The organism is Catellatospora sp. NPDC049133, from assembly GCF_040648455.1.
Lineage (GTDB): Bacteria > Actinomycetota > Actinomycetes > Mycobacteriales > Micromonosporaceae > Catellatospora > Catellatospora aurea.
In genome coordinates this window covers 230936-256611 of the sequence record NZ_JBEZDT010000008.1, presented here as the reverse complement: position 1 = coordinate 256611, position 25676 = coordinate 230936, and the positions used below count along the sequence as shown (strand labels likewise).

Here is a 25676-nt window from a genome sequence, read left to right as displayed (position 1 = left end):
CCGTGGCGTACCGCTCGGTAGTTGTCCTGGTGGGACCGCGCCCGGGGTCAGTATCCGCCCGGCCGGCTGCCCGCCGCCCGCGGTGCCGCGCCGGCTCCGGGTTGCGGTGCCGGGCTGCCCGGGGGGTTGTCCTCGTCGAACTCGCCCTCGCCCTCAAGCAGTGCCCGCACCTCCGACTCGCGGAACCGGCGGTGGCCGCCCGGCGTGCGAATGCTGCCGATGCGTCCGGCCGCTGCCCACCTGGTCACCGTCTTTGGGTCGACCCGGAACAGCGCGGCCACCTCGCCAGGTGTCAACAGGCGATCTCCTGTGTCCACGCCCACCTCCTTGCGTCGACGGAGTTGGTTCGGGCGCACCCGGTTGCCGCCTCCGCTGGGACGTACGCCCAATTAGAGCACCATCACTAGCAGGCGTCCCTAAAATGGTCGTACGCACCTTTTGGGGGGTTCGCATCCATATGTTGCGAACCTCATTCGTATATTGCCCGAAGATGCGCCCCTCCGTGCCCACTCTGGAAGAAACTGCCTCTAAGGTGCTCTGTGTGGACGCGATCGACCGCAACCTGCTTGACCTGCTGCGCAACAACGCCCGCCTCTCGTACGCGGAGCTCGCGCGCCAGGTCGGCCTCTCCGCGCCGGCCGTGCACGACCGAGTCGGCAAGCTGGAGGCCTCCGGGGTGATCCGCGGCTACCACGCCGACGTCGAGCCCAGCTCCATCGACCTCGGCGTCACCGCGCTGATCGGCATCGTCGCCGACCCGGCCGTCGACATGGAGGACGTCTCCGCGGCCCTGCAGGGGCTGGAGCAGATCGAGTCCTGCTACTTCATGGCCGGCGAGGAGTCGTACCTCGTCAAGGCCAGGGTCGGCACCATCGCGGAGCTGGAGCAGTTGATCGTCCAGTTGTCGCGCACCCGCGGTGTGGCGCGCACCCGCACCGCCATCGCGCTGTCCACCACCTTCGAGGGCCGTCCCCGGCCGCTGATGAGCTGACCGGACCTGCTGACCAGCGTTCGTTTGGTGCTACGGTCCGGGGCATGGAGCAGCTTGATCGGTGTTCGGACAACGACCGCGTCTGGGTGACGGACGCGATCGGCAAGGTCGTCGCGGACGCCAACCGCAGCGCCGACACGCACCTGCTGCCGTTTCCGCTGCCCCCGTACTGGGGCATCGACCTCTACCTCAAGGACGAGTCGGTGCACCCCACCGGCTCGCTCAAGCACCGGCTGGCCCGCTCGCTGTTCCTCTACGCGCTGTGCAACGGCTGGATCCGGCCCGACACGACGGTGGTGGAGGCGTCCTCGGGCTCGACCGCGGTCTCCGAGGCGTATTTCGCCCGCATGCTGGGGCTGCCGTTCATCGCGGTGATGCCGGCCTCCACCAGCAAGGAGAAGATCGAGCTGATCGAGTTCCAGGGCGGCGAGTGCCACCTGGTCAGCGATCCGGCCCAGGTCGTGGTCGAGGCGCGGTGGCTGGCCGAGGACCGCGGCGGGCACTTCATGGACCAGTTCACCTACGCGGAGCGGGCCACCGACTGGCGCGGCAACAACAACATCGCCGAGTCGATCTTCCAGCAGATGGAGCTGGAGCGGCACCCGGTGCCGAACTGGATCGTGATCGGCGCGGGCACCGGCGGCACCTCCGCCACCATCGGCCGGTACGTCCGCTACCAGCGGCACTGCACGAAGATCCTCGTCGTCGACCCGGAGAACTCCGCCTTCTACCCGTCGTACGAGTCCGGCGACGTGTCGGTGACGACCGGCAAGGGCTCGCGGATCGAGGGCATCGGTCGGCCCCGGGTCGAGGCGTCGTTCCAGCCCCACGTGGTGGACCGCATGGTCCGGGTGCCCGACGCGGGCTCGCTGGCCGCCATGCGGGTCGCCTCCGAGGTGCTGGGCCGCCGGGTGGGCGGCTCGACCGGCACCAACCTGTGGGGAGCGTTCGGGCTGATCGCCGGGATGCTGGCCCGCAGCGAGCGGGGGTCCGTGGTCACCCTGCTGTGCGACGGCGGCGAGCGGTACGCGCACACCTACTACGACAACACGTGGCTCAAGGACCAGAACCTCGACCTCACCGAGGCGCTGGCCACAGTGCGCACCTTCCTGGCCACCGGCACCTGGCAGGAGTGAGCGGGACGCCAAACCGAAGGGCCCCGGCCCGCCGCGATTGCGGTGGACCGGGGCCCTTCGAGGTTGCTACAGGTCAGCCGGCGTTGCGGCGGTCGCCGTACGAGCGCTCACCCTGGGGGCGGTCGCCGTAGGTGCGCTCGCGGAACGGCCGGTCACCCTGGGGACGGTCGCCCCGGAACGGGCGGTCACCCTGCGGGCGGTCGCCCCGGAACGGCCGGTCACCCTGCGGGCGGTCGCCCCGGAACGGCCGGTCGCCCTGGGGGCGGTCGCCGAACGAACGCTCGCCCCGGAACGGGCGGTCGCCCTGCGGCCGGTCGCCCTGGGGGCGGTCACCGTAGGAGCGCTCGCGGAACGGGCGGTCGCCCTGGGGGCGGTCCCCGTAGGAACGCTCGCGGAACGGCCGGTCACCCTGCGGCCGGTCGCCCTGGGGACGGTCACCGTAGGTGCGCTCGCGGAACGGGCGGTCACCCTGCGGGCGGTCGCCGTACGAGCGCTCGCGGAACGGGCGGTCGCCGTACTGGCGCGGGCCGCGGTCGCCGTAGCCCCGTCCACCGTCGCGGCGCTGGCCGCCCCGCTGGAAGCGCGGCTCCGGCTCGTCCACCACGGGACGGCCGGACGGCTCCTGGGCGCCGGTCAGCTCGACCAGCTTCGGGTCGTCGACGCGCAGCCGGTGCTCGGCGGGCTTGGCCACGCCGGCCTTCTCCATCATCGAGATGGTGGAGCGGCGCTGCTTGGGCAGCACCAGCGTGGCCACCGCGCCCGACTCGCCGGCTCGGGCGGTGCGGCCGGCCCGGTGCAGGTAGTCCTTGGGGTCCTTCGGCGGGTCGATGTGCACGACGAGCGAGACGCCGTCGACGTGGATGCCGCGGGCGGCGACGTCGGTGGCGACGAGGACGCTCATCCGGCCCTCCTTGAACTGCGCCAGGGTGCGCGTACGCACGCTCTGGGTCTTGCCGCCGTGCAGGCCGCCGGCCCGGACGCCGACCTCGCGCAGCTGCTCGACCAGGCGGTCCACGCCCATCTGGGTGCGCGCGAACATGATCGTCCGACCCGGACGGTTCGCGATCGCCGCGGTGACCTTGAACTTCTCCTGCGGCGGGATCAGCAGCATCATGTGGTCCATGGTGGACACCGACGCCTCCGCGGGGGCGGTCGAGTGCGTCACCGGGTTGTTCAGGAACCGCTTGACCAGCGTGTCCACGTCACCGTCGAGAGTGGCCGAGAACAGCAGGCGCTGGCCGCCGGCCGGGGTCTTGGCCATCAGCTCGGTGACGTCGGGCAGGAAGCCCATGTCGGCCATCTGGTCGGCCTCGTCCAGGACGGTGACCTCGATGTCGTCCAGCGCGCAGGCGCCGCGCTGGATCAGGTCGCCGAGGCGGCCCGGGGTGGCGATCATCACGTCGAGCCCGCGCTGCAGGCCCAGGATCTGCCGGTCGTACGGCACGCCGCCGACCGCGGTGCCGGTGTACAGCTCCATCGCCTTGGCCAGCGGGCGCAGCGCGTCCGCGACCTGCATGGCCAGCTCGCGCGTGGGCACCAGGATCAGGGCCTTGGGGTGGTGCGGGCGGGCCGGCTTGCCCTCGGCGATGCGCGCCAGCAGCGGCAGTCCGAAAGCGAGGGTCTTGCCGGAGCCGGTCTGGCCACGGCCGAGCACGTCGCGTCCGGCCAGCGCGTCCGGCAGGGTGGCGGCCTGGATCTCGAAGGGCTGGGTGATGCCGGCCCGGGTCAGCTCGCGCACCATGGCGCGCGGCAGGCCGAGCTCGGCGAAGCTCGGGAGGTGCTCCGTGACGGCCTCGTCGGCGGCGGTGTCCGCGGCCTCGACGACGTCCGTGACGGTGTCGGTGGTGGTGGTCGCCGCTGCGGCGGCCGTCTGGGCGGCGGCCTTCGCGGCCGCGGCCTTGCCCTCGGTATCAATGTTGATCTCGAAGACGGACGGGAACAGGGCAGGGTCGTGCATAGTCAAAGCGAAACCTCTCGGGTGGCGCATCCCCGCGCCGCGCGGCCTCGTGCCGCTGCAAGTCACCCGCAGGAACGCTCAAAAGCGCGCCGAGCGCGCCCAGAACAACCCGATGAGTGTACCGGGCTTTGCGGCCACCGCCGCCCGAATAACACGACGGTGTAGTGGGCGTCACCCCGCAAGGCCAATGAAGCGGGGTGACGCGTGTCACGCAGCGGGCACCGGGTCGGGGCTCGGCGACGTCGACTCGGCCGGTTTCGGGCTCTCCGCCGGCGGCTGCGGGGACGGCGACTCGGCCGGCGGCTTCGGCGACGGCGAAGGGCTGGCCGGAGCGCTCGGCGAGCTGGACGGCGAGGTGCCGGTCGTCGGGCTCGGCGAGGTGGTCTTCGTCGGCGACGGCGTGGTGCCGTGCGTCGGGTTCGGCTGGTTCGGGGCCGGCACCGCGTCGACAACCCGGGTCGCGAAGTCGATGCTGCTGAGGCTGACCGACGCGCGCCGCACCACGTCGCCGGTGCGCGGCGAGTGGACCATCCAGCCGTCGCCGAGGTACATGCCGACGTGGTGGATGGTGCGCCAGTCGTTCGGGTCGGTGGCGAAGAAGACCAGGTCACCGGGGAGCAGTGCGTACTTGCTCACGGTCTTGTGGCGGGTGCCGTAGTACTGGTCCTTGGCGACCCGGTTGAGGGTGATCCCGGCGGCCTTGTACGACGCCAGCATCAGGCCCGAGCAGTCGTAGGTGTTCGGACCCTCGTCGCCCCAGCGGTAGGGCTTGCCGCGCTGGCTGAGCGCGAACAGGACGGCTTTCTGCGCCTTGGCTGCGGCGACCAGCCCGGCGTTGCTCTTGCCGGGGCTGTAGTTGCCGAGGTTCTGCTCCTGGATCTCGCGCAGCCGGTCCGCTTCGGACTGGAGCTCGGCGAGCCGCCGCTTCAGCTCCAGGAACGCGACCTCTTTGCGCTTGAACTCCTTCTCCACGGCCGAATACGCCGTGGAGGCCTGCTGCTCGGCGGTGATGGCCGTGGTGAGCACGGTGTAGGCCTGGCGTTCGGCCTGCTGCGCGGTGGCGAGGTCGTTGAGCACGGCCTCGGTCTCCGGCGTGGACTCGGTGCGCGGGATCAGCTGACCCAGCTCGCCGAGCGAGTCGCCCAGCCGCGGCGGGGCCTTCACGGCGGCCTGGTATTCGGCGACGGCTGCGGCCTCGGCGGCCTCCTTGGCCACCCGCAGCGCGTCGGCGGTGGCCCGCCAGGCGTAGTCGGCCATCGCCTTGGCCACGACCGAGTTGCTGTAGGCCTGGTAGAGCTCGCTGCGGCGGGCGCCGAGCACGGACAGCTCCAGCTCGGCGGCGCTGTACTGCGCCAGCAGCGCGGCGTGGGCGGTCAGCGGCTGGGTGCGGGGCATGCTCAGCGAGCCGAACGGCAGCGTCGGCAGCCCGTCGGGCTGGGGGCGCAGGCCGGCGTCCGGGATCGAGGTGATCTTCGAGCCGATCGGCGGGTCGGCGGACGCGGGCATGGCGATGCCACCGGCGATGAGCGCGCTGAGAACAGCCGAGCCCACCGCGACCTGGCTCTGCCGTCGAGCCTGCCCGCTTCGACGCTTGGACATCGTTGGCCCCGTCCTCCCCGTTGGTCCCACAAGGTTCCTACCGGAAATCAGGATCGCTGTCGACCCTTCTGTCCCGGTGGCGTCAAGCTGAACAGCAGCTGTCAAGGGCAGCAGCAGGCACGTCGGCGGCACGTCGTAGGCTCACTGCCATGGACGTGGGTTTGAAGCGGGAGCTGGAGCAGAAGGTCTACGCCGGGGAGCGGCTCAGCCGCGAAGACGGCGAGGCTCTCTACGCGAGTGACGATCTGGCCTGGCTGGGGCGGCTCGCGCACCACGTCCGGACGGAGAAGAACGGCGACCGGGTGATGTTCAACGTCAACCGGCACCTGAACCTGACGAACGTCTGCTCGGCCAGCTGCGCTTACTGCTCCTTCCAGCGCAAGCCCGGGGAGAAGGACGCCTACACCATGCGGGTGGAGCAGGCCGTCGCCAAGGCGCTGGAGATGAAGGACGAGCAGCTCACCGAGCTGCACATCGTCAACGGTCTGCACCCGACGCTGCCGTGGCGCTACTACCCGCGCGTGCTCAAGGAACTCAAGCAGGCCCTGCCGAACGTCAAGCTGAAGGCGTTCACCGCGACCGAGGTGCAGTGGTTCGAGAAGATCTCCGGCCTGACCGCCGACGCGATCCTCGACGAGCTGATGGAGGCGGGCCTGGAGTCGCTGACCGGCGGTGGCGCCGAGATCTTCGACTGGGAGGTCCGCCAGCACATCGTCGACCACGCCTGCCACTGGGAGGACTGGTCGCGCATCCACCGCCTGGCGCACAGCAAGGGCCTGCGCACCCCCTCGACGATGCTCTACGGCCACATCGAGGAGCCGCGGCACCGCGTCGACCACGTGCTGCGCCTGCGCGAGCTGCAGGACGAGACCGGCGGCTTCACCGTCTTCATCCCGCTGCGCTACCAGCACGACTTCCACGACAGCGCGGACGGCAAGATCCGCAACCGGATCCAGGCGCGCACCACGATGGCGAGCCCGGCCGAGTCGCTCAAGACGTTCGCGGTGTCCCGGCTGATGCTGGACAACTTCGACCACATCAAGTGCTTCTGGGTCATGCACGGCCTGTCGCTGGCGCAGCTGTCGCTGAACTTCGGCGTCGACGACCTGGACGGCTCGGTCGTCGAGTACAAGATCACGCACGACGCGGACTCGTACGGCACGCCGAACACGATGCACCGCGACGACCTGCTCCACCTGATCTGGGACGCGGGCTTCAGCCCGGTCGAGCGGGACACCCGCTACCAGGTCGTCAAGGAGTACGGCGCGCCGGTCAGCATGGCCGAGCGGCGCAGCGAGCCGCAGCAGGTCTGGGCCTGACGGGTGGCCGATCCGCAGAGCCCGGCCGAGGAGCAGCGCAAGGGCCCGCGGCGGGACGCGTCCGGGCGCATCGTCTCGCTCACCGACCTGGTGGCGTACGCGCTGGCCGGGTTCGCCATCAGCGTGCTCGGCATGATCGCCTTCGACGGTCTGTTCGCCCTGCTCGGCATGGGCGAGTTCGGTGACCTCACCGGCTGGCTCGCGGTGATCTTCCCGGCGATCATCTTCGTGGAGCAGTTCAAGGCGGCCGCGGGCCACCGCGGGCGGCTCGCCGTGGCCCCGGCCGCCGGACTGGTGGCCGTCGTGCTGGGCGTGCTCGCGGTAGGCGTGGCGTCGGGATTGCCGCCGCTGGTCTCCGGCGGGCTGGGCGCGCTGGTCACCACGGTGGTGTACGCGGTGCTGTGGCACCTCGGCCTGGTGGTCGCCGAACGGGGCTGACCGGCCCCTCGCGCGGGGCTGACCGAGGCCGGGCAGGTTCGGCGGCTACCCTGGACCGGTGAGTCCTGCTGTCAAGTACACGCTCGCCAGGCTGATGCTCTTCCTGGCCGTCTTCGCCGCGCTGTGGTTCGTGCCGAACCTGAGCACGCTGCTCAAGCTGATGATCGCCATCCTGGTGTCGGCGGCGGCGAGCTATTTCCTGCTGCGCAACCTGCGTGACGACGTGGCCGCCCAGGTCGAGGGCGCGGTGGACCGCCGCAAGGCCGAGAAGGACCGGCTGCGCGCGGCCCTGGCCGGCGAGACCGAGCCCACCGAGGACGTGCCCGCCGCCGAGGCCGAAGAGGTCCACAAGACCCAGGCGTGATGAGCCTGCGCACATCCTCCACTCCGCGTCGTGAGCATCGGCACGGGTGTGTATTAGCGTGTCGCCTGACTGTCCCGCAGCGAAGCCGGTGTGAACCCGGCGCTGTCCCGCAACTGTGATCCCACCTCGGTGGGCGAGCCAGGTCGCCTGCGGCAGTCGCGAACCACGCTCTCGAGGAAGGGCGTCTCGCGGACCGGGCTGCCCCACCTGATCGGGCCCTGTCGGCGAAGGACCTGCCTCGACCGATAGGAGGATCAGTGCGTACCCGTTTCCTGTCCCGCCGCGCGCTCGGCGCGCTGGCCGCCGCCGGCCTCGTCGCCGCGCTCGGGGCCTGCGCCACCAACGACCCGGCGACCCCTACCCCGTCGAGCGCCGCCGCGGCGTACCCGGTGACCGTCGGCTCGGTGACGCTGCCCGCGCAACCGGTGAAGATCATTTCGCTGTCGCCCACCACGACCGAGATGCTCTTCGCGATCGGCGCCGGCGGCCAGGTCGTCGCCGTCGACGACAACTCGAACTTCCCGGCGAACGCGCCGAAGACGGAGCTGTCGGGCTTCCAGCCCAACGCCGAGGCCGTCGCCGCCAAGAGCCCCGACCTGGTCGTGCTCAGCACCGACGCCAACAACGTGGTCGCCCAGCTGACCACCCTCAAGATCCCGGTTTACGTGGCCCCGGCCGCCGTGACGCTGGACGACACGTACAAGCAGCTCGCCGAGCTGGGTGAGCTGACCGGGCACAAGGCCGAGGCGGCCGCGCTCAGCCAGCGGATGAAGGACGACATCGCCAAGCTGGTCAAGGACCTGCCCAAGCGCGCGACCCCGCTGTCCTACTACTACGAGCTGGACCCGACGCTTTACTCGGTGACCTCGAAGACGTTCATCGGCTCGCTGTTCGAGCTGGCCGGCCTGAAGAACGTGGCCGACGCCGCCGACACCAAGGGCAGCGGCTACCCGCAGCTCACCGCGGAGTCGCTGGTCAAGTCGAACCCTGACCTGATCTTCCTGGCCGACACCAAGTGCTGCCAGCAGAACCTGGACACCGTCAAGGCCCGTGCGGGCTGGGCGGGCATGACCTCGGTCAGCAAGGGCCAGGTCATCGCGCTGGACGACGACATCGCCTCGCGCTGGGGTCCCCGCGTCGTCGACCTGATCCGCGCGATCGTCGACGCCGCGAACAAGGTCCCGGCCTGACGTGACGACTCTGCGACCGGCACGGCTGCGTCCCGGGTGGCTCGCCGCCGGGATCGGAGCCGTGCTGGTCGCGCTCGTCGCCGGGGTCGCCCTGGGCCCGGTGACGCTGCCGCCCGGCTCGGTCGCGGCGGAGCTGCTCAACCTGATCCCCGGCGTGGACCTGCCGTCGGGGCTGAACGAGCGCGAGATTGCCATCATCACCGAGCTCCGGCTCCCCCGGGTGGTGCTGGGCCTGCTGGTCGGCGCGATGCTGTCCCTGGCCGGCGGTTGCTATCAGGGCGTCTTCCGCAACCCGCTGGCCGACCCGTACCTGCTCGGTGTCGCTGCGGGCGCCGGGCTGGGCGCGACCATGGCGATCGCCTTCCGGGCCGGGGCGGTGCTGCCGCTGGCCGCGTTCGCCGGGGCGGGCATCGCGGTCGTGGTCACCTACCTGCTCGGGGTGGCAGGCGGACGGGACCGCTCGTCGGCGACGCTGATCCTGGCCGGTGTCGCCGTGTCGAGCTTCCTCGCCGCGATCCAGACCTACCTGCTGCAGCGCAACGTGGACACCATCCGCGAGGTGTACTCCTGGCTGCTCGGGCGGCTGGCCACCAACGGCTGGCACGAGGTGACGCTGCTGCTGCCGTACGCGCTGGTCACCACGGTCGTGGTGCTGGCCCTGCGCCGGGAGCTGGACGTGCTCGGCGTCGGCGACACCGAGGCGGCGAGCCTGGGCCTGCACCCGCAGCGCTCCCGGCTGATCCTGCTGGCCGCGGCCTCGCTGGGCACCGCCGCCGCGGTCGCCGTGTCGGGGCTGATCGGCTTCGTCGGCATCATCGTGCCGCACGTGGTGCGACTGCTGGCCGGTGGTTCGTACCGGTCGATCCTGCCGCTGTCGCTGCTGTTCGGCGCGGCCTTCCTGGCCCTGGCCGACCTGGCCGCGCGCACCCTGATCGCCCCGGGCGAGCTGCCGATCGGCGTGGTCACCGCGTTCTTCGGCGCGCCGTTCTTCATCCTGGTGCTGCGGTCGACCCGGCGGGTGAGCGTCTGATGCTGGCCGTCGAGGACGTCCGGGTGACCCTGGGCGACGCCGAGATCCTGCACGGCGTGGACCTGACCGTGGCCTCCGGCGAGTGGGTCACCGTGATCGGCCCCAATGGCGCGGGCAAGTCGACCCTGCTGCGGGCCGTGGGCGGCGCGGTGCCGTGCCACGGGAAGATCATCATCGACGGTGCGCCCACCAGCGCGCTGCCGCGCCGCCGCCGCGCCCAACTCGTGGCCACCGTCGCCCAGCAGCCCGTGGTGCCCCCCGGCATGCGGGTGCTCGACTACGTGCTGCTCGGGCGCACCCCCTACATCGCCCCGCTGGGCCGCGAGTCGGCTCAGGATCTGTCCATCGTGGAGCGGGTGCTCGACTCCCTGGAGCTGCGCCGGTTCATCGGCCGTGAGCTGGAGACGCTGTCCGGCGGCGAGCGCCAGCGGGTGTTCCTGGCCCGCGCGCTGGCCCAGGGCGCGCCGCTGCTGCTGCTCGACGAGCCCACCTCGGCCCTGGACATCGGCCACCAGCAGGAGGTCCTGGAACTGGTCGACCGGCTGCGCAAGGACCGCGCGCTGACCGTGCTGGCCACCATGCACGACCTGTCCGTGGCCGGCGAGTACGCCGACCGCCTGGTGCTGCTGGCCGAGGGCCGGGTCGCCGCCGACGGGCCGCCGGAGCAGGTGCTGACCGAGGAACTGCTCGCCCTGCACTACCGCGCCCGGGTGCGGGTGATCGCGGGCGAGTTCGGCCCGATCGTGGTCCCGGTCCGCGTCAACTGATCTCGCGTACCGCCGCGAGCGCCCGGTCCACGTCGGCCTCGTTCGTCACGATCGACGTCCCGAACCGCAGGTAGGACGGGTTGTACGGGGTCGTGCTGGTGATGACGTCCTTGGCCGCCAGCACGGACACCGCCGCCGCCGGACTCATCGACCCCAGCTCGCAGCAGACCAGCCCCGCCGACAGCTCGGCCGACTTCGGCGTGATCAGCTTGACGCCGTCGATGTCGGCCAGGCCCTCCTTGAGCCGGGTCGCCAGCTCCGTCGTACGCGACGCGACGCGGGCGCGGGTCAGCGCGCCGTGGAAGTCGAATGCCTGCTCCAGCGCCCACAGGTGCTCGAAGTTGTGGTAGCCGCCCGGCGACGCCGACGGCGCGGGCAGCGCCGGGTCGAACCCCAGCCAGTTGGCGAACCCGGCCTGCTCGAACGTGGGGATGGCAGGCCGGAACCGGGCCCAGGCCTCGGGGCGGCCCCAGATCATCCCCGTGCCGCGCGGCCCGAACAGCCACTTGTGGCAGCCCGAGACCAGGAAGTCGCAGCCCAGGTCGACGGCGCTCGCGTCGACCGCGCCGAAGCCGTGCACCCCGTCCACACACAGCAGCGCCCGCCGGTCCGGCGGCAGGTCGCGGTTGTGCGCGGCGAGCACGTCGGCGATCGCCCGGATCGGCATCCGCAGCCCGGTGCTGGAGTGCACCCAGGTCACCGCGACGATCCGGGTGGCCGGGGTGAGCGACTTCGCGACGGCCTGCGCGATCTGGTCGACGCTCGCGGTGGCGGGCTCGGCGAACAGCCGCACCCTGCGGACCGTCACGCCGTCGCGGGCCGCGCGCAGGCGCAGGGACTCGTGCGTGGAGTAGAAGTCGTGCTCGGTCGTCAGCACCTCGTCGCCGGGCCGCAGCGCGATCCCGCCGTAGAGCAGGCCGAGGCCCATCGTGGTCGAGTCGGTGAAGTAGACGTGGTCGCCGGATCCGCCGAGGTACTTGCCGGCCGCGAGGTGCAGCCGCTGCCGGGCGTTCTCCTCCTGGGCGTGCAGGTAGCCGACCGTGTCCCGGTCCAGGCCCTCGCGGTGCCGCGCGATCGCCGCCCGTACGTCGGCCGGCGGGCTGGCGAACACGAAGGCGGCGAACTGCGCCTTGGCCGTGTCCAGCAGGAACTGTCGCCGGACGCTGTCCCAGCTGTTCGGGTCCAGTGGCGCGTACACCGGCGGCGGATTCTCGACGACGGCATCCCCGTCGCATGCCGACAGTGCGCCCAGCGCCGCGGTGGCGGTCAATCCGCCCAGCAGCCCCCGACGGCTGACAGAAAGCTCACCCATCGGCATATCGGACCACGCCCCGCGCCCTGTCCGCTATCCGTAGCAGGGCTGGAACCTAACGCCAGAGCCGTCCTCGGGCCGACAGAAGTCGATAGGCTGTCTGGTGTCCCTGGGGAGGTGACGGGTTGCGCGAGGACCGGGTCAGAGACGAGTTCGCTCGGATCGAGCTCACCGCACGAATGCATCGCTACCGTGAATGATCAGCCAGTACGAGACTGGCCTGGCGTTTCATCGTCGGCAGATCGAGGATGACCAGTTCGAGCTAGGCAGGCTCGACGAGAGGTTGGAGGCCGGTCGTGAACGTGGATGAGCACATCGCGGCGCTACATGCGTTCATGCGCGCGGATCATGAGGAGTACATCGCCCAGGTTCGTGGCTGGGCGGAGAGTGCCGATGCGGAAGGCCGCGTCGCCGCCTCCCGGCAGCACTGGGCACATGTCAGCAGGCTGGAGGCCATGGACAAGCCGTGGGAGGCCAAGCCGCGTGCTGCTTAGCGCCGTCATGAACGGAACACGGGAGCCCCGCACGACCGGTCGTGCGGGGCTCCCGTGTTCCCGTCAGGCGCGCAGCGGTTCCGGGAGGGGTTCGGTGTGCAGGACGATGAGGCTGGTGACGGCGCGGGTGAGGGCGACGTAGAGGCGGTGCAGGCCGCGGGGTTCGGCGGCGACGATGGCGGCGGGTTCGAGCACGATCACGTGGTCGTACTCCAGACCCTTGACCATGGTGGCGGGCACGACGGTGAGGCGGCCGTCACCGTCCAGGTCGGACGGTTCGAGACCGGCCGCGTGCAGGGCTTCGAGCACACCCGGCACGGCCGCGTCGGCGGCGATGACGCCGACCGAGCCCTCCCTGGTCAGCGCGATCCGCGCCGCGGCGACCACGTCGGCCGACTCGGTGACCTCCAGCGAACCGTCGCGCCGCAGCGAGCGGGCGGGTGGCACCGCCACGTCCAGGGCGGGCAACAGCCGGTTGGCCAGTGCGACGACCGCGGCAGGGACCCGGAAGCCGGTGCTCAGCGGCACGATGCGGCCGTCGGGGCGGCCCAGGTGGCCGAGCATGTCGCGCCAGTCACGGGCGGCCCACGGCGTGGTGCCCTGGGCGAGGTCGCCGAGGATGGTGAGCGAGCCGTGGCCGCTGCGTCTGGCCAGCGCCCGCGCCTGCATCGGGGACAGGTCCTGTGCCTCGTCGACGACGATGTGCCCGAACCCGGCCGGCCGATCGAGCAACCCGGCGATCTCGTCGGCCAGCACCGCGTCGGCCGCGGTCCACGGGGCGGTACGCAGGCTGCGCGGTGGCTTCGGCCAGTGCAGCAACTCCTGCTCGTCGGGAGAGAGCAGCCCGTCGGCGGCCCGGCTCAGCGCTTCGGCCTCGGTGTAGAGGTCGGCCAGCAGTTGCTGCGGGGTGACCGCGGGCCAGCAGTGGTCCAGCAGTTCGGCGACGGCCTTGACCTTGCCCATCTTGCGCAGCCAGGAGTCCGGCGGGGAGTCGCCGCGGCGGGCCTCGGACTGCCGTTGCAGCAGCCCCACCACCCGGGCGCGCACCCGCTCGCGGCCCAGCGCGTACGGCGGCTGCTCGCGGCGGACCTCGTCGACGACCCGGCGCAGCACGCCCTCGTCGACGCGCCAGCGGTAGGAGCCGTCAGAGACGGTGATCGGGCCGGCGGGGCGGGCGATCCGGGCCCACAGGGCGCGGTGCAGCACCTGCGCCATCCGCGCGTCGTGTTTGAGGGTGGCGGCCGCGACGTCGTCCTCGGCGCGGACCGGCAGGTGGTCGAGCAGCTCGGCGACGGTGGACTGGGACACCTCCAGCTCGCCGAGGGCGGGCAGGACCGCGGAGATGTAGTGCAGGAACGCGCGGTTCGGGCCGATGATCATCACGCCGGATCGGCGCAGCCGCTCCCGGTGCAGGTAGACCAGGTATGCGGCACGGTGCAGGCCGACCGCGGTCTTCCCGGTGCCGGGCGCGCCCTGTACGCAGATGGTGTCCTCCAGGTCGGCGCGGACCAGCTCGTCCTGCTCGGGCTGGATGGTCGCGACGATGTCGCGCATCGGGCCCACGCGGGGCCGCTCGATCTCAGCGGTGAGGATGGCGCTGTCGGTGCCCAGTTCCTGGCCGTTGTCGAGGTGCTCGTCCTCGAAGCTGGTCAGTGCCGTGGTGCCACCGGCTCCGGCGGGTGACCAGCCGAACCGGCGCCGGACCGCCACCTCCTGCGGATCACGGACGCTGGCCTGGTAGAACCGCCGCGACATGGGCGCGCGCCAGTCCAGCACCAGCGGCTCGCCGACCGCGTCGGAGACGTGCCGCCTTCCGATGTGCCAGCGCTCGGCACCCATCGTCAGCTTGCCGAAGAACAGCGGTACGGCCGGGTCGTCGGAGAGTTCCTTGATGCGCTGCGCCATCTGCCGGCCGAGCTGCTCGGCGGTGTACGCGTCCCCGGCGACCTGGTCGCCGACGGAGAACAGCTGCTCGGCGCGCTCCCGCATGGCTTTCAACGCGGCGCGCGAGGTGACCAGGTGGGCGCGTTCGGCGGCCAGCTCGTCGGAGGTCGCGATCGTGGTGGATATCTCGGGGGCGGTCGGTGCTTCGGCGCTCATGGCCGTCCTCTCGGGTGAGAAAGATCGGCCGCCCGGCGCTGCGCTTGGAAGATAAGCGCTGTCGGCAGTGCCCTTCACAATCGACCGACCATGGTAGCTGTCATCGACGGGCAGTCACGTGATTTTCTTTACCGGTGAGCTCTGAGGGACTGCTGAAGATCACCGACCCGTCGGTGATGCGGGCGCTGGCGCATCCGGCCCGTATTGCGATCATGGATCACCTCTCCGCCACCGGTGAGGACGCGACGGCCACCGAGTGTGCGGAGATGGTCGGCCTGTCCCCCAGTGCGACCAGCTACCACCTGCGGGCGCTGGCCAAGGCGGGACTGATCGAGGACGCGCCGAGCCGGGGCGACGGCCGGGAACGGGTGTGGCGGGCCCGCACCCGCGGCTGGTCCCTGGAGATCGGGCCGGACGGCGGCTCCGAGGCCCGCGCGGCCGAGAGCGCCGTGGCCGGGGTCTTCCTGGCCCAGGGCGACGAGCGGGTGCGCCGGTGGCTGTCGCGTTCGCACGAGGAGACCACGCAGTGGTACGACGCCGCGCTGATGAGCGAGTTCGGCATCGTCATCACCGCCGACGAGTTGACCGCGCTCACCGACAAGATGGCCGAGCTGCTGGAGCCGTACAAGGTGAGCCAGCGCCAGGAGGTGCCCGGCGACGCACGGCGGGTCACCTGCCAGATACGCGCGGTGCCGGTCGACTGACCGGACACGCCACACAGGTCACACCCGCCGCGGGCACCGCCCGAACGGTCGCCCGCGGCGGGTAGGCTCCCTGATCATGAACGCGGTGCGGCGTCCCCGGGTAGGGCACATCCAGTTCCTGAACTGTCTCCCGATCTACTGGGGACTGATGCGCTCAGGCGCCCTGATCGACGTCGAGCTGCGCAAGGACACCCCCGACCGGCTGAGCGAGGCACTGGTCGCCGGCGACCTGGACATCGGCCCGATCTCGCTGGTGGAGTACCTGCGCCACGCGGACGAACTGCTGCTGCTCCCCGACCTCGCGGTCGGCTCGGACGGCCCGGTGCTGTCGGTCAACGTCGTGTCCACCAAGCCGCTGCAGGAACTCGACGGCACCCGGGTCGCGCTGGGCAGCACCTCGCGCACCAGCGTGCTGCTCGCGCAGATGCTGCTGCTGGAGCGCTACGGCGCGAGCCCCGACTACTTCACCTGCCCGCCCGACCTGACGCAGATGCTGCTGGAGGCCGACGCGGCGGTGCTCATCGGTGACACGGCGCTGCGTGCGCTGTTCGAGGCGCCCAAGCGCGGGCTGGCGGTCACCGACCTGGGTCAGGCCTGGCGCGAGTGGACCGGCCTGCCGATGGTGTTCGCGGTGTGGGCGGTCCGCCGCGACTTCGCCGCCGCGCACCCCGGCCTGGTCAAGGACGTGCACCAGGCGTTCCTGCGCTCGCGCGACCTGTGCGTGGACAACCTGGACGAGGTCGCCGCGTCGGCGGCCCGCTGGGAGCCCTTCGACGCCGCCACGCTCGCCTCGTACTTCCGCGTGCTGGACTTCTCGCTGGGCGGTCGGCAGATCAACGGGCTGCGCGAGTTCGCCCGCCGCGCCGCGCTGGCCGGCCACGCCCCGGCCCTGCCCGACGGCGGCCCGGAGTTCATGGAACTCTGACCCGGTTCGCGGGTGGCCGCGCCGGCTCCGCCGCCTCGCTCGTCGGACTTGCCTGGCACCTGTGCGTATCTTGAGCGCGAACAAGCCCACCTGCCTGGCAAGTCGGGTGACCTTGGGCGTCGGGGCGGGGGTCAGACCAGTTCGGTCTTGGTGCGGAGCTGGGTGGCGACGGACTTGGCGATCTCGCCGCCGTGGGTCCAGGACGTGCTCAGCGGGAAGCGGGTCAGCACGGCCATGGTCCAGTCGTCGCCCAGGGCCAGGCAGTTGACGTTCCACTCGCTGGTGGCCTGCCGGTCGACCCAGCCGTTCTTGATGGCGATGCGGGACTGCTCGGCGGCCGGGAACGCCTTGCGGATGCCGAAGTCGCCGGTGCCGCGCACCGCGCGCATCTCGCCGACGAGGTAGCTGGTCCAGGTGGGTCCGGCGGCCCGGCCGGTGCCGATGGCGTGCGCGATGCGGCAGGTGTCGCGGGCCGACAGCCGGGTGGTGCTCCAGCCGTCGCCCGCCTTGGAGTCGGTCAGCCCGCAGACGTCGATCAGGCGCGCGATCGTCGCCGAGCGGCCCAGTTCCGCGTACAGCGTGGAGGCGGGGCCGTTGGCGCTGTCGCGGATCATCGTGCGGATCTCGTTCATCCGCGTCGAGCTGGGCGTCTGACCCGCCTCGGCGGCGCGGCGCAGGTAGTCGGCTGCCAGCCACGCCTTGATCATCGAGGCGGTCATGTTGGTCTGGTTGAAGTTCTTCGAACCGACGATCTTGCCGGTCTTCCGGTCCATCAGCGCCCAGCTCCACCAGGCACTGGTCTTCACGGTGACCAGTGCGCCCGCCTCCGGGGCGGTCAGCACGTCCACTTCCGCGTGCGCCAGTCCCGGCCGTCCGGGCTGCACCGGGACGCTGCGGGCGAGCGCGGACTCCGGACTCGCGGAGGCGCTCGGCGACACGGCCGGGTCCTGCCAGTTGGCGGCGGCGGTTGGTGCGTCGCCGCCGCGGCCGGCCAGCCAGAAACCGCCACCGGTCAGGGCGGCCAGTCCGGCGGTGCCGGTCAGCAGCACGCGTCGACGGGAGAACAGCTCTGTCATGAGGGGGAACTCCGTGAGGGGGGAGGCGGGGGCGCGGAGGGGTGGTCCGCCGGGTCAGGTCAGCGGTGGCGTCACCAGCTGACGCGCCACGGAGGCGCAGACGTCGGCCCCGTACTGCAGGCCGTTCTCGACGGGGTAGCGGGTCATCACGTTCATGATCCAGTCATCGCTGATGGCGAGGCAGTTCAGGTGCCAGTTGCTGTCGGCGCCGATGGCCGTCCAGCCGTTCTTGATGGCGAGGGTGCGGGCGAGGGTGTCCGGCACGCCGTCGATGATGCCCCACCGGCCGCCGCCCGTGGTCGCGAACTGCTCCTCGGCGGCCGTCGTGCCGGTCACCTGGCGCATCTCGGAGAGCACCCAGCCGGTCCAGGTCGGGCCCGCCGCGGTGCCGTCGGCGACGCACTGCGCCAGGCGGACCGCGTCGCGCGGGGACATCTGGGTGCGGCTCCACCACTGGTCGAACAGGGTGGTGTCGGTCAGGCCGCAGATGTCGATCATCCGCTGGACGACCTCGTTGCCGCCGCCGGACAGGTAGAGGGCCTGCGCGGCGCGGTCGTCGGAGTGCCTGATCGCGGCGCTCGCGTCGGACAGCTCCTGCGGCGTCACGGTCTGCCCGGACTCGGCGGCCCGGCGCAGGTGGTCGGCGACCAGCCATACCTTGATCATCGACTCGGTGCTGCTGGTCTGCGTGGCGTTGCGGGACGCGATGATCTCGCCGGTGTGCCGGTCGAGCATGGCGTAGCCGATGAAGTCGCCGGTGAAGGCGAGGTTGACCCGGCCCGCGGTCAGCGACCGGCTCGGCCGCTCGGCGGCGCGGGCGGCACCGCCCTGCTTCGCGGCGGCGGGCTTCGCGGCACTCGCGGCCGGGGCAGGGGCCGTGGCGGCCGACGGAGCCGCGGCGGGCGCGGCGGTGGCGGCCGGGGGTGGGGTGTCGCCTGCTTCTGCGCTCACCCGGACATTCTGCGAGCCGGTGAGAGCGGCGGCGGCACTAGGGGCCACCAGCGCGAGGACCAGAACGCCCAGCGCGATCGTCGCGGCGGTGAGAGGGGTACGGCGGCGCATGTCGAGAGTTGCTCCCGTTCGACGGCATTGTCGTGGGTCGCCCGGGTATGGGGTGGTCCCGGATTGGCAGCAACGGTAGGTCGCACCGCGCTGAGCTGCCATATCCGAGTCTTGCTCGCGCCCATTCCCCGTGCCAGCGGTGATGCAGGTCACGTCGGGGCGGGCACGGGAGCGCTGGTTGTGACAGTTGTTGCGCCGATACGCGCGAAGCTGTAACACTGGCCGCATGGAGACGGGTATGCCGGGCGTTGCCGGCGCGGAGAGCCTGCTCGGCGAGGTCGAGGAGGCCGAGGCCGCGCTGCGCGAGGCCGCCGACCGGGCGCTGGACGGCGAGGCGTCGTTCGAGGCCGTGATCGCCGCCGATCAGAAGATCGAACCGCGGGACGCCATGCCCGACGCGTACCGGGCCGGGCTGATCCGCCAGATCGCCCAGCACGCGCACTCCGAGATCATCGGTATGCAGCCCGAGGGCAACTGGATCAGCCGCGCCCCCTCGCTGCGGCGCAAGGCGATCCTGCTGGCCAAGGTGCAGGACGAGGCCGGACACGGGCTCTACCTCTATGCCGCCGCGGAGACGCTGGGCGTCAGCCGGGCCGAGCTGGACGCGGCGCTGCTCACCGGGAAGCAGAAGTACAGCTCGATCTTCAATTACCCCACACTGAGCTGGGCGGACGTCGGCGCGATCGGCTGGCTGGTGGACGGCGCGGCGATCGTGAACCAGGTGCCGCTGTGCCGCTGCTCGTACGGGCCGTACGCCCGCGCCATGATCCGCGTGTGCAAGGAGGAGTCCTTCCACCAGCGCCAGGGCTACCAGTCGCTGTACGTGCTCGCCCAGGGCACCCCGGAGCAGCGGGCGATGGCGCAGGACGCGGTGGACCGCTGGTGGTACCCGTCGCTGGCGATGTTCGGCCCGCCGGACGCCGACTCCACGCACTCGGCGCAGTCCATGGCCTGGAAGGTCAAGCGCTTCTCCAACGACGAGCTGCGCCAGCGCTTCGTGGACATGTGCGTGCCGCAGGCGGAGATCCTCGGCGTGACCCTGCCCGACCCGGACCTGAAGTGGAACGAAGAGCGCGGGCACTACGACTACACGTCTCCCGACTTCGAGGAGCTGATGCGGGTGGTCAAGGGCGACGGCCCCTGCAACCGCCAGCGGCTGGCGCACCGCAACCGGGCGCACGAAGAGGGCGCGTGGGTGCGCGAAGCGGCCGCGGCGTACGCGGCGAAGAACAGAAAGGTATCGGCGTGACGTCTGATCAGCCCCTGTGGGAGGTGTTCGTCCGGCCGCGGCGCGGGCTGGCGCACACCCACGCCGGCAGCCTGCACGCACCGGATGCGGGCATGGCCCTGCGCCACGCGCGTGACCTCTACACCCGCCGGCAGGAGGGCGTCTCGATCTGGGTGGTGCCCGCCGCGGAGATCACCGCGTCGAGCCCCGACGAGAAGGACTCCTTCTTCGACCCGGCCGCCGACAAGATCTACCGGCACCCGACGTTCTACGAGCTGCCGGAGGGGGTGGCTCACCTGTGAGTGAGACCGCCACCGGAGTCGAACTGCTAGGGCTCGGGGACGACGCGCTGATCGCGGCGCAGCGGCTGGCCGAGTGGGTGTCGCGCGCGCCCACGCTGGAGGAGGACGTGGCCCTGGCCAACATCGCCCTCGACCAGCTCGGCGCGGCCCGGATGCTGCTGGCCGCCGTCGGCGACGAGGACGAGCTGGCGTACCGGCGCGACGACCACCGGTTCCGCAACTGCCTGCTGGCCGAGCTGCCGCTCGGGCCGGGCCGGGGCGACCTGGACTTCGGCTGGACGATGAGCTGGCTGCTGATGCTGTCGGCGGCGCAGCTGCTGCGCTACACCGACCTCGCGGCGGGCTCCGACGAGCAGGCCGCGGCCATCGGGGCGAAGGCGGTCAAGGAGTCGACGTACCACCTCGACCACGCCTCGCAGTGGATGCTGCGGCTGGGCGGCGGCACCGAGGAGTCGCACCGCCGCGTGCAGCAGGGCCTGGACGGGCTGTGGCCGTACGGCCACGAGCTGACCGAGGGCATCCGCGACCGCTGGCTGGCGATCGTCGAGCCGGTGCTCGCGGAGGCGGGCCTGACCCGGCCCGCCGACCGCTGGCGGCCGGACGGCGGCCGGGCCGGACGGCACACCGAGCACCTGAGCTACCTGCTGGCCGAGATGCAGTCACTCCACCGGGCACACCCCGGAGCGCAGTGGTGACCACGGCCGGTGGCCGGGCGGGGAGGAGGCCGTGATGACCACGACGCAGGCCGAGATCGCCGAGATCGCCGGTGCGGTGCCCGATCCGGAGCTGCGCGTGGTGACCATCGGCGAGCTGGGCATCGTGCGCGGCGCGGAGACGGCCGAGGACGGCCGGGTGGTCGTGACGATCACGCCGACCTACTCCGGCTGCCCGGCGATGGACGCCATCCGCGACGACATCCGGGCCGCGCTGCGCGGTGCCGGGTACGCCGACGTCGAGGTCAAGACCGTGCTCAGCCCGGCCTGGTCGACCGACATGATCACCGAGTCGGGCTGGGCGGCGTTGGAGCGCACCGGCATCGCCGCGCCGGGCCCGTCTGGCACGCCGACCTGCCCGCGCTGCGGGCATCAGGGCCGGCCGACGCCCGTGCTGCAGATCAGCCGGTACGCCTCGACGCCGTGTCAGAGCCTGTGGAGCTGCCGCTCCTGCCTGGAACCCTTCAACGCCATCAAGAAACTGTGAGCACGCCGCTGTGAGCACGACCTTCCACGAGCTGACCGTCACCGCGGTCGAGCAGCTGACCCCGTCCGCGGTGGCGCTGACCTTCGCGGTGCCCGCCGAGCTGCGGCCGGCCTTCGCGTTCCGGCCGGGACAGCATGTGACCGTACGCCTGGACGACGAGCTGCGCCGCTCGTACTCGATCTGCTCGACGCCCGCGCAGCTGCGCGAGCGCGGCACGCTGACGATCGGCGTGAAGCGCGTGCCGGGCGGGGTCTTCTCCACCCGGGCGCAGGCGCTCGCGGCGGGCGAGACGCTGCCGGTGCTGCCTCCGCTGGGCCGGTTCACCACCGAACTGGACCCGGCCCGCTCGCGGCGGTACGGCGCGATCGTGGCGGGGTCCGGCGTCACGCCGGTGCTGTCGCTGGTGTCCACGGCGCTGGAGACGGAGCCGGGCAGCACGTTCGCGGTGGTCTGCGGCAACCGCAGCGCCGCCGAGGTGATGTTCGCCGACGCGCTGGCCGACCTGAAGGACCGCTTCCCGGGCCGGTTGCAGCTGGTGCACGTGCTGTCCCGGGAGACGCAGCCGAGCGAACTGCTCACCGGCCGGCTGGACGCCGACCGGGTGGCCACGCTGCTCAAGGAGTTCGACCTGGGCGGCGTGCAGGAGTGGTTCCTGTGCGGGCCGCTGGGCGTGGTGCGCTCGGCGCGGGAGGCGCTGGCGGCGGTGGACGCGCCGGGCAAGGTGCACGTCGAGCTGTTCCACGCCGAGGAGCCACCACCGCCGGTCGCCGACGTGGCGGGCGGGGACGTGGAGGTCTCCATCGTCCTGGACGGACGGTCGACGGACTTCACCATGGACCGGTCCGAGCGGGTGCTGGACGCGGCGCTGCGGCACCGTGGCGAGCTGCCGTACGCGTGCAAGGGCGGGGTCTGCTCGACCTGCCGTGCGAAGGTGGTCTCGGGTGCGGTGCAGATGGCCGCGAACTGGGCGCTGGAGCCCGACGAGGTGGCCGCAGGATACGTGCTGACCTGCCAGTCGAGCCCCACGAGCGAGGAGCTGGTGCTCGACTTCGACGCCTGACGGGCATAGCCGTCGTTTCCCGATCAGGCTGTCGGGCGTGTTGCATTCCAAATCGGGCAAATGCCGCGTACAACACAGATGACCGGAGATCACCGGTGATCCTGCGCGGCCGAATGGGACAGCCATGCCCGAGGAAGAAGTTCGCGACGAACCCGCTGCGCCGACCACGTTCGCGCGACGCAAGCTGCTCGGCCTGGTCGCCGCGGGCGGCGGTGTGGCGCTCGCCGCGAAACTGGGTCTGGACGGCATCCCCCGGCAGCCGCTGGCGCTGCTGGAAAACCTGCTCGCGCCGCTGCTGGAGTCGGTGCCGCCACCCGGCAGCCTGCTGGTCGCGCGCGGCGACGACGGGCTGCTGCTCGGCTTCTCGTTCGTCAACCTGGAGGTACGCGCGCCGAGCTTCGGCCAGCCCGCCCGCCTGGTGCTGACCGACTCGTCCGCCGCCGGGCAGATCGTGCTCGGCCTGGGCCCGCAGAGCCTGCTGGAGCAGGCGTTCTTCGACGACGGCGGCGGAGTGGACGCGCCGGACGAGCCGGTGCCCGTGCTGGTGTCCGGGCCGAGCCGGCTGGTCTTCACCGTGCCGCCGGGCTCCGCGCCGGTCCCGTACAACCTCAGCACCCTGCTGAACCTGGTCGCGTTCCCGCTGGCCGTCAGCGCCGCGGCCAACGGCACGGCCACCCCGTCCGCGCAGCCCGCCCCCGGGGTCACCGCCATCGAGGCGCCGTACCGGCTGCTGCTGTCCCCGCCCGCGAGCGCCGCGTTCACCGCGTCGCGGATCCCGGTGACGCGCAACGGGCGCAGCGAGCTGTGGCATGCCCGCGCGATCGCGCAGCGCCTGCCCAACGGCTCCGCCGACGAGCGGCCGCTGCCGGTGCCCGTACGGGCCATCTGGAACACCGACCGGGACGGGCCGATCACCGGTGCGCCGTGGGCGCTGGCGGAGAACACCGTCGCGCTCACCCCGGCCGACCGGGCCCGGCTCGTCGACGCGACCACCACGCTCACCGACGGCGTGAACATTCCCGCGCAGGCGTCGCTGCTGCTGGTGTCGGCGATGGGCGCGAGCCTGGACATCACCGGGGCCTGGCCGACCCGCGGTGACGTGGTGGCCTGGCGGCACCGCTCCTACCTCGGCCGCGACAACTACGTGAAGGTCGAGGAGCCGGGGTTCCTGTTCCCGTTCGGCTTCCGGGCCACCCGCGTGAAGATCACTGAGCGGGTCATCGACGACGGCATCGCCATCCTGCGCAAGCGCATCTTCATCGTGGTACGCGAACCGGAGGTCGCCTTCGACCGGCCCGACCAGCCCAACGACGGCCGCAACCTGGCCTTCGTCAAGGCGGTGACGACCACCCTGGTCTCACCGCCGCTGCTGGCCGACCAGACGCCGATCGGCGGTGGCGGCGCGACCTGGATCGAGGTGCGCGACGAGTCCGGCGACCGGACGCGCCTGCGCTACCAGTTGCAGCTCACGGACCGGACCGGCCGGGTGGTCACCGCCGATCTGCCGATGATCTACGTGCCGGCGGGCGACCTGGACGACCCGAACATCCCCGACGACCCGAACGCGCCGCAGGCAACGGGAACGGCGTACGACCGGGCCAAGATGGTCGAGATCGTCAACGCCTACAACGGGGCCGGTGCGGGCGACCGCACCCTGCGCCTGGCCGGGCAACGGCTGGCGTTCGTCGAGGCGGTCAAGGCCGCCGACCTGCCCGCGAACGCCCGCCCGGAGGACCCGGCGCTGCCGACGTTCGACGTGGAGATCCTCGCGGAGCCGACCGACGGCACGCTGTCCTCCGCGGACCTGTACACGAAGCGGTTGCTCGGGGCGTTCCCGACGATGGGCACCGTGGAGATGCCGTACTCGGCGGCGCTGCCGGTGGCCGCGCCGGTCGCCGCCGGTCGCCGGGCCGCCGCGACCAAGGCCGCGAAGTCGCAGGTACGCCTGGAGGCGCTGGACGCCGTCGGCGGCGAGGCGGGCGGCACCGCCGCGATCGAGTACGCCGCCGAGTACCTGGGCGGGAACTTCGGCGGCACCGCGAACGCCGGCGAGGTGTGGGCGACCGTCTCGGCCCCGCCGAAACTCGCCGTGCCCCAGCAGACCGGCGGCGGGCTGGCCGCCCCGCAGCTGTCGGTGCAGGGCCTGTCCCGGGCGTTCGGCCCGATCGCCGACCCGGCCGCGATCGCCAAGGGCGACTTCCGGCCCGACGAGTACTTCAAACTGCCCGACATCACCCTGCTCGGCGGCATCCCGCTGCGCGAGGTGGTGGACGGCAACGCCCCGGTGATCTCCCAGCCGCGGGCGCTGGAGGGCGATCATGTGCCCAAGGTGATCACGGTGCGCACCGCGCAGGCCGTGGACACCGTCATCACCTGGAAACCGCTGCTGCGTACGGCGCTGGACAACCTGTTCGTGCCGTCCACGGCCGAGGCGGACAAGCGGCTGGAACTGAAGGCCGAGTTCCACACCGACCTGTCCACCGGCGCGACCAGCAGCAAGGTCACCGGCGAACTGCGCGACTTCACGCTCAACTTCGTCGGCACCGGAGCACGCGGCTTCATCAGCCAGCGGGTCGCCAAACTGCGCTTCGAGAGCCGCGACGGCGCGAAGCCCAGCATCGACATCCAGATGGGCCGCACCGAGTTCCAGGGCGACCTGCGCTTCCTCAACGACCTGAGCAGCCTGCTGCCGTCGCTGCCGGGCGGCGTGAAGCTGGACATCAGCCCGCGCGGCGTCACGGCGGGCCTCACCATCGCGCTGCCGGCCGTGGCCATCGGCGTGGTGCTGATCCGCAACATGTCCATCGGCATCCTGTTCGACCTGCCGTTCAACGGCGACCAGGCGATCCTGACGTTCAGCTTCGCCACCCGGGAGAACCCGTTCCAGGTCACCGTGAGCGCGTTCGGCGGCGGCGGCTTCCTGGCGCTGGGCATGGGCACCCGCGGCGTACAGCAGATCGAGGGTGCGCTGGAGTTCGGCGCGGCGGTCGCGCTGGACTTCGGTGTGGCCAGCGGCTCGGTCTCCATCATGGCCGGCATCTACTTCAAGTACGCCCAGCGCCAGTCCTCCGACGGCAGCAACGCCGCGCCCGCCGGGGAGACGTTCGTCATCACCGGCTACGTCCGCGCGGTGGGCAAGCTGGACGTGCTCGGGCTGATCCACGTGACGGTCGAGTTCTACCTGGGACTGACCTACGTCAAGGAGACCGTGCCGGAGCCGCTGCCCGCGCCGCCGGGCCGGGTGCAGGGCGAGGCGACCCTGACGATCCGGGTCGAGGTGCTGGTCTTCAGCGCGGACGTGAGCGTGTCGATGCGCAAGGAGTTCGCGGGCGGGCCCGACCCGACGTTCGGCCAGCAGATCACCGCCGGCGACTGGGCCGCGTACTGCGCGGCGTTCGCCACCGCCTGAGCGAGGAGAGTGG

At 71.8% G+C, this 25676-nt stretch carries 24 protein-coding genes and 1 riboswitch; of the genes, 17 read left to right on the top strand and 7 right to left on the bottom strand.

All coding sequences use genetic code 11. The features are described 5' to 3' along the window. Window positions 1-47: 47 nt before the first annotated feature. Window positions 48-317 carry a BldC family transcriptional regulator gene (locus AB0B35_RS11910; protein ID WP_308440668.1) on the bottom strand — a complete coding sequence of 90 codons (270 nt, stop codon included), beginning with the start codon at window positions 315-317 and terminating at the stop codon, window positions 48-50. 224 nt (window positions 318-541) lie between these two features. Here AB0B35_RS11910 and AB0B35_RS11905 point away from each other — a divergent pair, with 224 nt between their 5' ends. Together AB0B35_RS11905 and AB0B35_RS11900 are read left to right on the top strand one after the other, a co-directional pair. Further along, a complete protein-coding gene (locus AB0B35_RS11905) occupies window positions 542-991 on the top strand; it encodes an Lrp/AsnC family transcriptional regulator (protein WP_203696163.1) in 450 nt (149 codons plus the stop codon). A 44-nt stretch (window positions 992-1035) separates the two neighbouring features. Then, entirely contained in the window at window positions 1036-2127 is a 1092-nt protein-coding gene (locus AB0B35_RS11900) for a PLP-dependent cysteine synthase family protein (protein ID WP_361043842.1), read from the top strand. 73 nt (window positions 2128-2200) lie between these two features. Here the strand turns inward: AB0B35_RS11900 and AB0B35_RS11895 are convergent, their stop codons facing one another. Beyond that, window positions 2201-3868 (bottom strand): DEAD/DEAH box helicase, encoded by a 1668-nt coding sequence (locus AB0B35_RS11895; RefSeq protein WP_361043927.1) that lies wholly within the window; start codon window positions 3866-3868, stop codon window positions 2201-2203. A 423-nt stretch (window positions 3869-4291) separates the two neighbouring features. After that, the gene (locus AB0B35_RS11890) at window positions 4292-5683 is read right to left on the bottom strand and encodes a C40 family peptidase (protein ID WP_361043840.1); all 1392 of its coding nucleotides are present in this window, start codon (window positions 5681-5683) and stop codon (window positions 4292-4294) included. A gap of 149 nt (window positions 5684-5832) precedes the next feature. Here AB0B35_RS11890 and mqnE point away from each other — a divergent pair, with 149 nt between their 5' ends. The 6 genes from mqnE (at window position 5833) to AB0B35_RS11860 (ending at window position 10791) form a co-directional block, all read left to right on the top strand. After that, complete coding sequence (mqnE, locus tag AB0B35_RS11885; RefSeq protein WP_360535513.1) at window positions 5833-7002, top strand: aminofutalosine synthase MqnE; 1170 nt, start codon at window positions 5833-5835, stop codon at window positions 7000-7002. Window positions 7003-7005: 3 nt separating this feature from the next. Next, a complete protein-coding gene (locus tag AB0B35_RS11880; RefSeq protein ID WP_361043838.1) occupies window positions 7006-7440 on the top strand; it encodes a hypothetical protein in 435 nt (144 codons plus the stop codon). A gap of 58 nt (window positions 7441-7498) precedes the next feature. Next, on the top strand, window positions 7499-7804 hold the full coding sequence (locus tag AB0B35_RS11875) for a DUF4229 domain-containing protein (protein ID WP_361043836.1): 306 nt from the start codon (window positions 7499-7501) through the stop codon (window positions 7802-7804). A gap of 39 nt (window positions 7805-7843) precedes the next feature. After that, window positions 7844-7974, top strand: a riboswitch (cobalamin riboswitch). Window positions 7975-8076: 102 nt separating this feature from the next. Next, the gene (locus tag AB0B35_RS11870) at window positions 8077-8994 is read left to right on the top strand and encodes an ABC transporter substrate-binding protein (RefSeq protein ID WP_361043925.1); all 918 of its coding nucleotides are present in this window, start codon (window positions 8077-8079) and stop codon (window positions 8992-8994) included. Between the two features lies 1 nt (window position 8995). Continuing rightward, window positions 8996-10024 (top strand): iron ABC transporter permease, encoded by a 1029-nt coding sequence (locus AB0B35_RS11865; protein WP_361043833.1) that lies wholly within the window; start codon window positions 8996-8998, stop codon window positions 10022-10024. Continuing rightward, entirely contained in the window at window positions 10024-10791 is a 768-nt protein-coding gene (locus AB0B35_RS11860; protein WP_361043831.1) for an ABC transporter ATP-binding protein, read from the top strand. The genes AB0B35_RS11865 and AB0B35_RS11860 overlap by 1 nt, the downstream gene beginning before the upstream one ends. On the opposite strand, the gene AB0B35_RS11855 is transcribed toward AB0B35_RS11860, so the two are convergent. Then, window positions 10784-12103 (bottom strand): aminotransferase class V-fold PLP-dependent enzyme, encoded by a 1320-nt coding sequence (locus AB0B35_RS11855; RefSeq protein WP_361043829.1) that lies wholly within the window; start codon window positions 12101-12103, stop codon window positions 10784-10786. The two genes, AB0B35_RS11860 and AB0B35_RS11855, sit on opposite strands and share 8 nt — an antisense overlap. 296 nt (window positions 12104-12399) lie before the next feature. Between AB0B35_RS11855 and AB0B35_RS11850 the strand changes: the two genes are divergently transcribed. Next, window positions 12400-12597 (top strand): hypothetical protein, encoded by a 198-nt coding sequence (locus AB0B35_RS11850; RefSeq protein WP_361043826.1) that lies wholly within the window; start codon window positions 12400-12402, stop codon window positions 12595-12597. A 63-nt stretch (window positions 12598-12660) separates the two neighbouring features. On the opposite strand, the gene AB0B35_RS11845 is transcribed toward AB0B35_RS11850, so the two are convergent. Further along, on the bottom strand, window positions 12661-14697 hold the full coding sequence (locus AB0B35_RS11845; RefSeq protein WP_361043824.1) for an AAA family ATPase: 2037 nt from the start codon (window positions 14695-14697) through the stop codon (window positions 12661-12663). A 134-nt stretch (window positions 14698-14831) separates the two neighbouring features. On the opposite strand from AB0B35_RS11845, the gene AB0B35_RS11840 reads away from it, so the two are divergent. After that, window positions 14832-15401 carry a metalloregulator ArsR/SmtB family transcription factor gene (locus tag AB0B35_RS11840; protein ID WP_361043821.1) on the top strand — a complete coding sequence of 190 codons (570 nt, stop codon included), beginning with the start codon at window positions 14832-14834 and terminating at the stop codon, window positions 15399-15401. Window positions 15402-15474: 73 nt separating this feature from the next. Beyond that, the gene (locus AB0B35_RS11835; protein ID WP_361043923.1) at window positions 15475-16326 is read left to right on the top strand and encodes a menaquinone biosynthesis protein; all 852 of its coding nucleotides are present in this window, start codon (window positions 15475-15477) and stop codon (window positions 16324-16326) included. Window positions 16327-16457: 131 nt separating this feature from the next. Here AB0B35_RS11835 and AB0B35_RS11830 read toward each other — a convergent pair whose 3' ends face one another. Both AB0B35_RS11830 and AB0B35_RS11825 read right to left on the bottom strand, forming a co-directional pair. Beyond that, window positions 16458-17402: a hypothetical protein gene (locus tag AB0B35_RS11830; protein WP_361043818.1), complete on the bottom strand. Its 945-nt coding sequence runs from the start codon at window positions 17400-17402 to the stop codon at window positions 16458-16460. Between the two features lie 54 nt (window positions 17403-17456). After that, window positions 17457-18353 carry a hypothetical protein gene (locus tag AB0B35_RS11825; protein WP_361043815.1) on the bottom strand — a complete coding sequence of 299 codons (897 nt, stop codon included), beginning with the start codon at window positions 18351-18353 and terminating at the stop codon, window positions 17457-17459. A gap of 337 nt (window positions 18354-18690) precedes the next feature. Between AB0B35_RS11825 and paaA the strand changes: the two genes are divergently transcribed. The 6 genes from paaA (at window position 18691) to AB0B35_RS11795 (ending at window position 25663) form a co-directional block, all read left to right on the top strand. Continuing rightward, on the top strand, window positions 18691-19713 hold the full coding sequence (paaA, locus tag AB0B35_RS11820; RefSeq protein WP_361043813.1) for a 1,2-phenylacetyl-CoA epoxidase subunit PaaA: 1023 nt from the start codon (window positions 18691-18693) through the stop codon (window positions 19711-19713). After that, complete coding sequence (gene paaB / locus AB0B35_RS11815) at window positions 19710-19994, top strand: 1,2-phenylacetyl-CoA epoxidase subunit PaaB (protein WP_361043810.1); 285 nt, start codon at window positions 19710-19712, stop codon at window positions 19992-19994. Before paaA ends, paaB begins: the two co-directional genes overlap by 4 nt. Then, the gene (gene paaC / locus AB0B35_RS11810; protein WP_361043807.1) at window positions 19991-20689 is read left to right on the top strand and encodes a 1,2-phenylacetyl-CoA epoxidase subunit PaaC; all 699 of its coding nucleotides are present in this window, start codon (window positions 19991-19993) and stop codon (window positions 20687-20689) included. Before paaB ends, paaC begins: the two co-directional genes overlap by 4 nt. Before the next feature lie 34 nt (window positions 20690-20723). Further along, the gene (gene paaD / locus AB0B35_RS11805; RefSeq protein WP_361043805.1) at window positions 20724-21194 is read left to right on the top strand and encodes a 1,2-phenylacetyl-CoA epoxidase subunit PaaD; all 471 of its coding nucleotides are present in this window, start codon (window positions 20724-20726) and stop codon (window positions 21192-21194) included. A gap of 10 nt (window positions 21195-21204) precedes the next feature. Next, the gene (locus tag AB0B35_RS11800; protein WP_360535546.1) at window positions 21205-22254 is read left to right on the top strand and encodes a 2Fe-2S iron-sulfur cluster-binding protein; all 1050 of its coding nucleotides are present in this window, start codon (window positions 21205-21207) and stop codon (window positions 22252-22254) included. Window positions 22255-22378: 124 nt separating this feature from the next. Continuing rightward, window positions 22379-25663 (top strand): hypothetical protein, encoded by a 3285-nt coding sequence (locus AB0B35_RS11795; protein ID WP_361043802.1) that lies wholly within the window; start codon window positions 22379-22381, stop codon window positions 25661-25663. Window positions 25664-25676 lie beyond the last annotated feature (13 nt).